The sequence below is a fragment of the Streptomyces venezuelae genome (genome assembly GCF_008642275.1).
GTDB lineage: Bacteria > Actinomycetota > Actinomycetes > Streptomycetales > Streptomycetaceae > Streptomyces > Streptomyces venezuelae_E.
This window is the reverse complement of the sequence record NZ_CP029189.1, coordinates 7,003,305-7,015,173: the sequence shown is the minus strand read 5'-3', so window position 1 is coordinate 7,015,173 and position 11,869 is coordinate 7,003,305. Positions and strand designations below refer to the sequence as shown.

At 65.8% G+C, this 11,869-nt stretch carries 7 protein-coding genes and 2 pseudogenes; 4 read left to right on the top strand and 5 right to left on the bottom strand.

The window, feature by feature from the left end:
* Nucleotides 1–147 precede the first annotated feature (147 nt).
* The 4 genes and pseudogenes from DEJ51_RS31155 to DEJ51_RS31140 form a co-directional block, all read right to left on the bottom strand.
* On the bottom strand, nt 148–3,936 hold the full coding sequence (locus DEJ51_RS31155; protein ID WP_223836259.1) for a hypothetical protein: 3,789 nt from the start codon (nt 3,934–3,936) through the stop codon (nt 148–150).
* Nucleotides 3,937–4,047: 111 nt separating this feature from the next.
* Nucleotides 4,048–4,179: pseudogene (locus DEJ51_RS35930) on the bottom strand (helix-turn-helix domain-containing protein); the annotation flags it as partial.
* 489 nt (nt 4,180–4,668) lie between these two features.
* The gene (aspS, locus tag DEJ51_RS31145; protein ID WP_150260966.1) at nt 4,669–5,991 is read right to left on the bottom strand and encodes an aspartate--tRNA(Asn) ligase; all 1,323 of its coding nucleotides are present in this window, start codon (nt 5,989–5,991) and stop codon (nt 4,669–4,671) included.
* 481 nt (nt 5,992–6,472) lie between these two features.
* A complete protein-coding gene (locus tag DEJ51_RS31140) occupies nt 6,473–7,174 on the bottom strand; it encodes a restriction endonuclease (protein WP_223836054.1) in 702 nt (233 codons plus the stop codon).
* Nucleotides 7,175–7,554: 380 nt separating this feature from the next.
* Here DEJ51_RS31140 and DEJ51_RS31135 point away from each other — a divergent pair, with 380 nt between their 5' ends.
* Nucleotides 7,555–8,892, top strand: a complete 1,338-nt coding sequence (locus DEJ51_RS31135) for a hypothetical protein (protein ID WP_150260964.1) — start codon at nt 7,555–7,557, stop codon at nt 8,890–8,892.
* A gap of 490 nt (nt 8,893–9,382) precedes the next feature.
* The gene (locus DEJ51_RS35385) at nt 9,383–9,679 is read left to right on the top strand and encodes a hypothetical protein (protein WP_223836053.1); all 297 of its coding nucleotides are present in this window, start codon (nt 9,383–9,385) and stop codon (nt 9,677–9,679) included.
* A 306-nt stretch (nt 9,680–9,985) separates the two neighbouring features.
* Here the strand turns inward: DEJ51_RS35385 and DEJ51_RS35380 are convergent.
* Nucleotides 9,986–10,150, bottom strand: a pseudogene (locus DEJ51_RS35380) (pirin); the annotation flags it as partial.
* Between DEJ51_RS35380 and DEJ51_RS31120 the strand changes: the two are divergent.
* Together DEJ51_RS31120 and DEJ51_RS35925 are read left to right on the top strand one after the other, a co-directional pair.
* The gene (locus tag DEJ51_RS31120) at nt 10,122–11,399 is read left to right on the top strand and encodes a tyrosine-type recombinase/integrase (RefSeq protein ID WP_223836052.1); all 1,278 of its coding nucleotides are present in this window, start codon (nt 10,122–10,124) and stop codon (nt 11,397–11,399) included. The pseudogene DEJ51_RS35380 and the gene DEJ51_RS31120 overlap by 29 nt on opposite strands.
* Nucleotides 11,400–11,562: 163 nt before the next feature.
* A complete protein-coding gene (locus DEJ51_RS35925) occupies nt 11,563–11,796 on the top strand; it encodes a helix-turn-helix domain-containing protein (protein ID WP_150260961.1) in 234 nt (77 codons plus the stop codon).
* The last annotated feature ends 73 nt before the right edge of the window (nt 11,797–11,869 follow it).

Sequence of the window (11,869 nt, the reverse complement as noted above, 5' to 3'; positions counted from 1 at the left end):
AGCGCGTCGGCGCCACAACGCTGCTTGGCACCCCACCGGAGGAAGCACCGCCAACCTAACAATCCGCCAAGACCGATCGCGTGGCCCAACGCGCTGGGGTTAGGGCGCTGTTCAAGCTGCGACTGTGAGAGCAGCACAATGTCGGCATCACCAGGTGCGGTGGTCGGGTTCAATGTCGCGCTCCACGGTCCACCGGATTTCCTGTTGCGCGGACTCATTCACCGAGCGGTAGAAGCGGTATTCAGGAGATCCCGGTTCGCAGGTGGGCATGATGCGTGCCGCAGCGTCCCGCGCTTCGACGTCCTCGACGTAGGGCTCACCCGGAGTGGTTGTGCGAACTCCTTCAGTTATCGCGATGCGCAGTCCACTTTCGGCGAGATGGACGAGCTCGTCGGATGTTGCTGCAGCTGCCCGGAGGGCCTCCCGGACAAAACTGGGGTCTTGCCAGACTACGTCGCACCCCAGCGCTTGCAGGAGGACAGCACTGGCTTGCCGCTCTCGTTCTTCGTCGGATCCCAGGTGGCGAAGAAGCAATTGCTTCACCTCTTGCTCTACAGGCTGGGCCGCAGTCCGGAAGAGGCCGGGAGCATAGAAGGCACGGCGGGCAGCGAGGCGGGATCCGGGCTCCGGCTGAGCCGTCCACTCGACAATTCGCTGGAGGCGTTCGATGCGCCCTGGCGACGTGGAGAGATCCAGCGGAAGGTGCCACTTGTACGGCAGGGGGGCGTACCCGGCAATGTGGTCCATCGTCTGCTCAGCCCACTCAACACGGGCCATGAGCAACGTCAAGACCTCGTCGGAAGACAGACGGCCCAGCAGCTTCTGGATCTGATAGTCGTCCAGACGCGGAAGGAGGCACAACTCGTCAAGCAAACTGGAGCGCCGATCGGCTGGGAGGTCCTCCCAGGACAGCCACTCGTACAAGGTGATCGCTCTGGCAACTTCCTCCGCCACCTCGGCGGAGCCAAGCAAGGGGGGTGCACAGACCAGGTCGACCGCCGCGGCCATGTCCCTGCGGGCAAGTACACCTGCGGCTTGAATGACCAGCCGTCGTACGACAGGGTCGGAATCGCCTGCAAGGACCTGGCCGAGGATGGTGAGCGCCTCCGGCGGGACCTGGTGGCCTGGTCGGCGTTCCGTGAGCGCGGTGGCCACGGCGCGCTTGAGCGAAGCCCGCCCTGTCGTGGTGAGCGCATCAGCCGTTTCGATGCCGCGTTCCGGATCAGTGCGAAGCAGGGCGGCCAAGGCACTGGGGAGCACAGCCTGCTGTACGCGTTCCGGACAATCCGCCACGTCTTCACAGATCAAGAGGGCTAGCTCCGGGCGGCTGTCGAGCAGGTGGGAAAGAAGCGGCTGGGCGTGCTCGGGGTGATATCCGAACACGTCGTACCCATCTGAGAGTACGGCGCGGATCTCTTGCCAGATCTGTTCGGCCGGCTGCGGGTTGGTGGCCTCGGCAGTGGCACGCAGCCAAGCGTCCCAAAGCTCTTCGTCCGCGGCGTCGTCGTGGTGACGGCTACGCCGGATTTTGGTCCACCAGCTGGTGTGGAGGGCGGTGGCGAGGTCGTGGGCGGTCGATGTGGAAAGGGCCTCAACGACCTCACGGGCTGCGTGCCTGTTGTCGTCAGAGCCGTACGTGAAGTTCCATTCGACAGCCTGCTGTACTGCGACAGCGGCCAAGGGCCCGGGCTTGGTCGAACGCGTTCGGTCGCGCAATTCGTTCAGCAGTTGGGTTACGTACGATTCGCCTGCCCCGTGGGTGCCACGGAGGGCTTCTTCGAAGGTGAGCGCCGCTCGGGCGGACCGCCGGGCATCTCCCTGTTCGTACTCTCGAAAAAGCAGATCGAGTGCCTGGCGGCGGACTTCCCAGACCGATTCCATTGAGAGTGCGATCCGGTGAAAGGTGAGAGTCCACCCCTCCTGCGTCGTGGACTCGGCTTCGGATGCGAATACGGGATCGAGCAGTTCGAGGGGCATCCGAGGGTGAACGGATGACTCTGCTTCGGCTACCCAACGGGCGACAGCGCGGATGACGGTCCGCTGCTGCGTGAGCGGCTTGCCAACCTCGTATGAGGCAAGCGACGTGAGGATTCTCAGGGCGTGGTCAGGGTGTGCGTTGAGGGTGCGTACATCGTCCTTGCCGAGGGCCCAGAGCAGATTGCAGGCTTCTTCGGTATGCCCGGGGTCGTGAGCCACCGCTTCGAGGACTGGAGGCAGCGCGCCACGCAGAGCGACTCCAGCATCACGGTCGTATAGCTGACGCACTAGGGCGAGAGTTCGCTCAGGTTGAAATACTCCGACCTGGCGCAGAAAAGCCATGAATTGCACCTGCCGCGCGGGGTCAGCTCGAAGAATAGAGTCGGCTACCTCGGACCAGAGGGGTTCGACAAGGTCGCTCGTTCGAACCTGGTCCAAACGCCACTGCCATTCAACCCGACTGGTGTTGATCAGTGCGTGGAGTAGGGGTTCTTGCTTGTCGCCGAGAAACGCGTGGGCGTGTTCTAGATAGCCGGTGGAAGAGCCCGTGGCAGGGAGGAGTGCGGCTTCGCCAAGGACAGCGTCACCGAGAAGGTCTGGCACGATTCGAAGGGACGAACCTCGGCGAAGGAGCAGGCCAGCCTGCTCGAGGGCCTGGATGTGAGGTGCGACATCGTAGAAGGGAAGGCCAGTGATGCTACTGAGGGCTTCCCGGAGATCAGGGGCATCCTCCCGGAAGGGCTGAAGAAGGGCGATCGCTCGCAGCACGTCGCGAAGACGGGTGTCTGGGAACACAGAGGCGGGGACGGCTGCGCGCAGGAAGGCGTCGCTGAGCTGACGTCGGATGTGTTCGTCCGTATTCAGTACAGAGGTACTCAGCGTGCCGTCGCGGAGCTGCACTGCTGCAGTCAGCAGGATCAAGGGGCAGTCTTTTGCAGCGCGGGCCAGCACGAGGGCGAGATGAGCCTTGCTGGGACCGAGAGCTTCCGTTGCCAGTGCTGCGGCCTCGGTGACGGAGAGTTCCCCCAGGAGCCAGGTGGGGATCGAGGTGTGGTCGATGCCGAGGGCGCGCAGGGCTTCCCGAACGGCGGGCATCCCGTAGGGGCGAGTCGCAAGCAGGATCTTGGCTTCGGGGCGCTCGCGGCGAATACCAGCTAGGACGGAGCGCAGCTGCTCGCCGAGGTCTTGCGCGTCATCTACGACAAGGAGGAGGCCAGGTGAACGGGGCAGGAGTTCGTACGCCTGCGGCGTGATGGGCTCACGGGGAGCCACCCGTACCGACATGGCGGGAATGCTTTCCTCCGGGCGTTCGATGCTCTGGGTGACTGCTTTCAGCAGACGGCTCTTGCCGGCTCCCGCTGCGGCAATGACTAGACCGATGGCGGACGCGTCAGGAGCATCGCCACGAACGAATGCAGCGATCTGCCCCAGTTCGGCATCTCGACCCACAAGGTTCCAACGGTGCGAGAATCGGTCACCCTGCCCGAACCTGCCGAAGGCCTCATCGGCGGTCTCCCAGGGCGAGGGCCCCGAGATTCCGAGAAACGGTTCGCGATGGCCAGGGAAATACCTGTCGACGACTCGGACCGCGGCGTCAGGGTCCAGCGAGCCCACCTTCCGTGCGAGGACATCGGCGTCCCAAACTTCCCATCCTGGTTCATTCGCCGCTGCCTGCTGAACCTTGACACTAACGGTGGCCGTGACGAAGAGGAGGCAGCGGTCCACGCAGGCCTCGGCGTGGTCCAGCGCTTTCACTGCGGCGGCAAACCGCGCAGGCCCGTACTGGGCATAGTGCTTGGACTGGATGCCGATACGCTCCCCATTCACAGTCACTACGCGCACGTCAATGCCGTGCTGCTTCTCCCCTCGAGAGCCGAACCTCTGCACATGGGCACCTGGGAACAGTTCGAGAGCAAGGTCCGCGCAGAACGACTCGAAGGCGTACTCGTCGAGAACCACGAACGGAAGGCTCGTACGCCGTGGCAGACCGACGGCCGCTGTACTGGCTGGGACATCACCAACCCCACGACCGACTGCGAGCATCTCTTGGATATACCCGAGGACGTCTGAGCTGGGCGCCGTGACCCCGCGCTCCCACTCCGCGATAAGGGTTTGTGCCACTCCAACGCGCAGCGCCAGATCTTGCTGCGACCATCCACTGGCTTTGCGCGCGGCTGTAAGCCACGAGGGGAAATCCTCCACGCATCACAATCTACGCGCACCCGTCAGTGAGCCACCAGGGCCGGGACCGCGGACGGGTTGATCCCCGACCTCTTCCGGTCCAGTCGAACAGATGGACACACTAGTCGGGTTGGCGACGATTTGACCGAAGCCGGGATGTTGGACGGCTCAACTGCCGTCATTCACATCGGAACTGGCCAAACATCTTGAGGGCCGAGTCCTGTCGTCGTCCCTGCCAGCACCCACCGCACACGTCCGCGCGGCGCGAAACGGAGAGTGTCGCGCGAAGCGGACGCCAGCCCGGACACATGTCGTTCTACGCCGGGAGGAGGATGACGGGGAGTGCGCACCGGGGGTGAGAGGCATGAGGGCGTCTTGGGCTGGGGACGCTGGCGGTGGGGCGCATGAGGGGGCTGATGGGGTACACCGCCGTACACCCGTTATGGGGAAGGCTGGACGCGTCGCTGGACGATCTCGGGTGCGGGCACGCCTGGACGGACGTTCATCGCGTCAAGGAGCTGGAGCTCGGAGGCGGTTCGGTCCCCGGAACAGGAACGCGGCCTCGCGGATCGAGTCCAGGCCGAGCATGACCATCAGGATCCGGCCCAGGCCGGCACCGAGTCCGCCGTGCGGCGGGCAGCCGAAGCGGAAGATGTTCATGTAGTCCTGCATCGGCCCGGTGTCCATGTTCTTCTCGGCCTGCCTGAGCAGCACGTCGGAGCGGTGCTCGCGCTGGGCCCCAGTGGTGATCTCCAGGCCCTTCCAGAGCAGGTCGAAACTGAGCGTGAGGTCCGGCCGGTCTGCCGGACGCATGTGGTAGAAGGGCCGGATACTGGCCGGGTAGTGCGTGAGGAACACGAACTCGTGCCCGGTCTGCTCCTTCATATGTGCGGCGATCGCGCGCTCACCTTCCGGGTCCAGGTCCTCCTTGACGCCTTCGGGGTCCCAGCCGCCGGCCCGCAGGATCTCCTGAGCCTCGGCCATCGTGACCCTGGGGAACGGGGCCTCCGGCACGACGACCTCGATGCCGAAGACCTCCCGGATCGCCTCACCGTGGACCTCTGCGACCTTGGCGATAGCGTGGGCGAGCATCCGCTCCTCGAACGCCATCACGTCCTCGACGTCGTCGATCCACGACAGCTCGACGTCCACGCCCGTGAACTCGGTCGCGTGCCGGGAGGTGAACGACGGTTCGGCCCGGAAGACGGGCCCGATCTCGAAGACGCGGTCGATGCCGGCCGCCACGGCCATCTGCTTGTAGAACTGCGGAGACTGCGCGAGGTAGGCCGACCGGTCGAAGTACCCGAGCTTGAACACCTCCGCGCCGGACTCCGAGGCGGTCCCCATCAGCTTCGGCGTGTGCATCTCCGTGCAGCCGTTCGCCATGGCGTACTCGCGCAGCCCCTGCTCCAGGGTCGTCTGCACGGCGAACACCATCTGCGCCGTGGCCCGCTTGCGCACGTCGAGGAACCGCCAGTCGAGCCGGTGCTCGGGGCCGGTGTGCTCGTCGATCGGCAGCGGCGTTTCCGCCCGGTTCAGCACCTCGACCGACTCAGGAACGAGCTCCAGGCCGCCCAGCTTGACCTGAGCCGCGTCCACGACGCGGCCGGTGATCCGGACGGCGGACTCGGGGGTGAGGGACTCCAGGACGGCTTCGAGCGGGCCGCCGTCGCGCTTGTGGGTCACCTGGACCATGCCGGAGTGGTCCCGCAGGATGACGAACTGCATCGTGCGCTGCAGCCGCAGGGCGTTCACCCAGCCGGATACGGTGACGGTCTGGTCGAGGTGCGCGCGTAGCTCGGAAGCCAGTACGCGGCTAATGGTGTGGATCATCGCAGCCCTCCAGGGGCGTCGTCATGATCCCTTGGAAGCGTGGGCGAGAAGGGGACTCGCGGTGCCACCACGCCTTTGCCACCGCCAGACAGCGGCGGCCTCATTCAGCCCGATGACGGGGGCGAACCGGCGGGGCATTGGGCCCGAAGGCCTTTCCTCCCCGCGCTCGGGAGGGTCTTCACCATGGGTGCGAGTCCGCCTTCACAGCTACCGGCGGCTCTCTCTGCTCGCTTGACCCATGGCTACTCGTCTCCGTCGACGCGTTGAGAAGAGGGTACGGATACGTGCAGGCACGACGCAACGGAAAACATCGAGGCACGCTTCTGAAAGCGGCCATAGCGATGGCTTCGGCCCCTGCCGGGTCCCACCCGTCCAAGCCAGCGAAGTCCCAGGCCAAGGATCGAAGCCGATTCCCTCCGCGCTCGCAATCCCCTCGTCCAGGCCCAAGACGGCGGCCGCTGAAAATCACCCGCCAACAGCGCTACTCGTACGTGTTCTTGCGCAGGGCGCGGTGCAGGCGGTCCCCTTGGCCGGCTCCGTTCACCGCTGTGAGTGACGGGAGCGCAGCTCCGTTGTTCCACAGGCCGAGGTGATCACGATGGACGGCTACGACACCGTTCTGCACGGCGCAGCGTTCGGCGGGGCCGCTGAAGTACGTGGTGGTGACGAAGAGGGCAACCTCGGCCTTGAAGTGCACCTGCGAGCCAAGGAGGTTGCGGACCTCCCCATTGGAGATCTTCCGCTTCGGGTGGTAGCGCTTGCACTGGATCACCATGGTGCGGCCGTCGGGCAGCCGTCCGCGTACGTCGGCGCCGTCGTCACCCGTGCGGCCGACACGGCGGACTTCCGTACATCCGTCCCGCCTGCAGAGATCGGCCACAAAATCCTCGAACTGGGTGCCGTCCATTAGGTCCACCTCGGCCAGCGTTCGATGGCCGACGTTGACCGCGTCCTCGTGACGCCACCGCCGGTCACTGCCCCGGATGAAACGGTCCGTCCTCCACAGCCACCAAGTGCCACCGCCGACAGCCCCAAGCAGCAACAGTCCGACCAGGTATGGCCAGATGGCCGACCAGAACGTCAGGAGCAACGCCAGGACCGCGACGCCGGCCCATGCGCCCGCCTTGAGCCGAGCCTCCCGACGCTTCCGTGATGCCGACCGGCGCCTCTTGCGTACCGCCACCCAATACCTCCCCATCTCCGATCAGCAGTCTGGGCAAGGCGACGCGTGTCAGTAAGGGCGCCCGTCGGCCATGGCTCGATCCCTGCGGGCCGCCCACTCGACGGGCCGGGCGCGTGCTCAACGACGACCCGATGTCCCCGCGGCCGAGGCCGAGGAATGCCGATGGTCATCCGCTCGGGCCGTTACCCGTACCGGACCAGTCCCGAATGCAACGCCGACGTCGACGCAGCACAGGTCAACGCCTGACTGGTCGGCCCCCATCCAAGGGTGGGGGCCGACATCGGTAATGTGCGCGCTTACGCCCTTCATGCGCCCCTACTCCCCCACGTAGCTTGCGACGTTGGCCTGTAACACCCGTACGAACGTAGGGGGAAAGCAGCTTGAAGCGAGCAGACGTGCTGAGGGATCTCGCGCAGCCGTGGAACGTGGCCGTTCACTCGACATCGGAACTCGCGGGCAGCGTTGCGAAAGCTGCTACCGCGGACGACAAGGCCAAGCGGGAGAAGGGCCAGGCCCCTCTCCGCCGCAAACCAGAACTCCGGCCCCTACCCATCAAGCCACTCGGCGTCTCGCTCCAGCTCACCCCCTGGGACGTCCTGCACTCCCTGGGCCGGGCCAGCGTGCTCGCCCGCCAAGGCGCGGGGCGCGGGCTCGCCGAGCACTGGGCCAGCCTGAAGTACTGCCAGGCCCTCACCGGCAATGACGGCCGCTACATGGCACTGTCCCCTGAGGGACGCAACCCCAGGCGCCACTACGCCGCCACCCAGTCGGGCGAGCTCGGCATCGGCTTCGCGCTGGCACTCGCCCGACGCGTGCTCGCGTCCCAGTACCCGGACCACTCGGTCTCGGTTATCGATGCCGAGATAGCCATGCGGGCCGGCTGGACGCTGACCGGCAAAGAGGCCGGGCGCAGCAGCGCCCCGCGTCGGCCGGGCTTCTTCCTGGAGGTGTGGCAGCCGGGTGAGCCGTCGCGGGTCATCCCGGTCACCTGCAAGGGCACTCACGGCCATGCCGCGCAGGTGCACAAGCAGCTTGCCACCGCCTCCGCCGACGTGGAGGGCATCCACATCGGCCCGTACAACGAGACGCCGGCCTTCGTCTTCGGCACCACGCTCCCCAAGAAGAGCGAGAGCATCACTCTCTACCTGCTCCAGGCCCCGGGCGACGGCACCCTCTGGGATGCGAAGGACCTCCACCTCGACCCTCCGGTCGAAGACCGAAGCATCCGTCCCGGCATCGACGCTCCGACCGGCCCGCACGAGGAACCGCCGGTCGGCTACCACGTGCGCCCCGAGGAGTGCGGCTGGTTCGGCCGCGTGCTCGCCCAGGCCGACGCCGCCGGCCTGATGGCCTTCACCGGAGGCGGCGAACCCACCGCCCAGTACCTGACCAAGCGCCAGGGCAAGGGCCACTTCGAGACCTTCACCCACGCCGGAACGGGCATCGTCCAGGACGTCACCCACACCATCCATGGCAAGAAGTTCGTAGGCACCGACCACGTCTTCCGCCTCAACGGCGTCCGCGTGGAAGCGTTCTCCGGCCTGGCGGAAGACCTCTTCGACCACCTCCGCGACGGCAGGGTCGAGCAGTACCGCCACGAGGCACACAACCTTCGCGACTCCTGGGACTCCGACCCCTGGGACGCCAAGTGGCGAGGTCCCGTCTCCCTCCACCCCGACGGCACCGTCATGGCGCTGCGCCGCCTCCGCCTCAGCTGACCTCAACTCCCGTCAGGCTTTCGGGGAGCGGGCCCGTTCCCCGAAGGCCTCGGGTGGTCAACGTGAGGCCGGCAGCGGCGCATCGAGCATGCTGGCACCAACCCCAACCGGAGCAAAGCAGTGCCCCGCGTGGGCGACTTCCAGCCATTGTTGTTCGGACGCAGTGAGACACAGCCGGACTCAGGCGGACGCCGGCGAACATAGACGGACGGGTTCTGCGCGGTTCCGCCTGGCCGGTCTGCATCCGCCCCTTGTTTTGCCCGGAGCGAGCTGCGCAACACTTCACAGCATGCCGAGCTTTCAACAGAGGAAGGCCGTGGGGGACGCCCACGAGCAGCGCATCACCGAGGAACTGACCGCGCGCGGATGGGCGGTCAACCCGTGGGGACAGGGAGTCCTCACCCACCCTGTTCAAGCCGCACTCCGAGGGACGGACAGCTCCCTCCGCTGGACTCCCGACCTCCTTGCCGCTAAGGAGGGCCACGTCGCAATGATCGACTGCAAGAGCAGCATGACTAGTCGGGCGACGCACCGCCACGCCATCGAAAGCGCTGCGGTCCGCGCACACCTCCAGCTCGTCGCGTGGACCGTGCTGCCCCTCTACTACGTGTTCGACAGCCTCGACGTTCTCACGCCGCACGACGCCCTCGCGGCGGGGCAGACCGGCCCCCACTCGGTCGCAGGTTCAGGGGCTCCGTACCTGCTCGTGCCCACGACTCGCTGTTGCACCTTCGACTCCACGTTCGGCCCGCGGAGGCGGCCGCCCGTCGCGAGGGACGCCGCGTGAGCCCAGCGCCCGCCAGACCCGCTGCTCGGTACAAGACGTTGTACCGAGCAGCGCCGGGCTTCGAACGCCACCGAGAACCTCATGGCGGGACACCCATAGACCTGACGAACTGTCACCAAAGTCAGCATTGGGTCAGCATTGGTCCTGGCAAAGCTGACCCCACCAGGTCACACATGGGAGAGCACGGAGCCGCGGAATCAGCTTCCGGGAACCCCAGCCGTGAGCCCCACCGGAACGATCTCCGCGGGACGCCACCCTCGCTCCGGCTGATCTCGGGACGATCGGCCCGATCTGAAAACGTGCAGGTCAGCGCACCCGACCGCGCGCCTTCAGGGGCCCCGGCGGGAGTGCCGGAGCAGGGATCGGAGGGCCGTCGTAGCCCTTCACTTCCCCATAGCGAGTGCCCTCCATCCAGTCCTTCCGGGCCTGTACGATCTCCTCGTTGCTGCGCCCGATCCAGTTCCAGAACATCTCGGTGCAGCACAGCGTTTTCGCAGGTCAAATGGGTCCCGGATCGCTGACGGTCAGCAAACTGTCAGCATCGGAATCCGAGGAGGCCGCAGCGATGGCCGCCAAGACGCTCCCGCGAGGCATGGGCAGCTTCTTCAAGGAGTGCGAGCACTCCCCTTCCCGGTGGGCCAAGTGCCTCCACCCCTACAAGGTCCGCTACAGGGACGTCGGCGGGAGACAGGCCGAGGAGTCGGGGTTCGCCACGGAGGACGAGGCGATCAACCGTTTGGCCACTCTCTACAAGGCCAGGAAAGCTGCTCCGAGGCACAACGCCAAGGCCGAGCGCATCGCGAAGTACGGTCCCATGCAGCTGCGGGAGTACACGGCGGAGTGGAAGGACGGCCAGCGACACCTGGCGCCGGCGTCCCTCAGTCACCTGGACTCACTCCTGCAGCACCACATCTTCCCGTCCCTCGGCAGCCGCAGGATGAGCAGCTTCGACCACAAGGTCGTCGACGGGTTCATCCGCATGATGGAGCGAAACGGTGTCGGCCTCGCGGCCCAGTCGAATGCCTTCGACAAGTTGAAGTCGATCCTCCTCGACGCACATCGACTGGGACTCTTCGACGACAACCCGCTCGAAGGAGTCAAGCCTCCCCAGTACGACCCCAAGCGGGCCGTGATCCCCTCCCCTGAGCAGCTCCAGGCGGTACGTGTCGCCGGCGACGACACCCTCACGCTTCTGGTGGATCTGATGAGCGGCTGCGGCCTCCGTAACGCCGAAGCGGCCGCAGTGAACCTCAGGAACCTCGTGGCCGATGACGTCTACCGCGTGACGGAGCAGGTCAACCAGACCACGAAGACGTACGACCGCCTCAAGCACCGGAAGGTCGGCGAGTATCGGGACGTCCCGCTGCCGGCACGGACGAGGAACACCATCGAGTGGTACGCCGATACGTACGGCAACGTCGACGGCTACCTGCTTCGCCACCCCCGTGACCCCACACGGCCCTTTCAGCCCTACCTGCTGCAGAACCAATGGCAGCGATTGAAACGACGGGGCGATCTCGACATACCCGACGGCATGGTCATCTACAGCATGCGCCACTTCTTCGCCTCGAACTGCCTGCGGCACAACATCCCCATCACCGACGTCGCCGAATGGATGGGGCACAACAGCATCGAGATCACTTTCAAGATCTACCGCCACCTCATGCCCGGCTCGATCGGTAGCGCAGCCAAGCTCCTGGACCTGGGGCTCACCGCATGAGGCTGCGTGTTTCGCTGGCACGGCAGCCGGTACGGTCACGACCGCTCCGCACGCCGCTCACGGTCGAAGACTTCCTCCAAAGAGCACAGGTACCCGACGCGCAGGATGCCCTCCCTACATAGCCGACGATCCCCGGTTTCCGAAACCGGGGATTCTGCGGACCATGGCAAAGCAAGAACGCCCAGTCCGCGACGAAGGGAGCGGCATGCCAGCGCAGTTCATGACAGTAAGGGAACTGGCACAACACCTGAACATGTCGGTTCCATGGGTGTACCGCGAGGCAGCCCGAGTCGGCCTGACTGCATACAAGTTTGGCACCGGGCGCAACGCCAAGATGCAGTTCCGCGTATCCGAGGTCCAAAGATGGATCGACCAACAGAGCGTCCCACTCAACTGAGAGACGCAATACGTTCACGACCGACTGCACACAGGACCAGATAGAAGAAGTTGTGACAGCAAGAAGCCTGCCC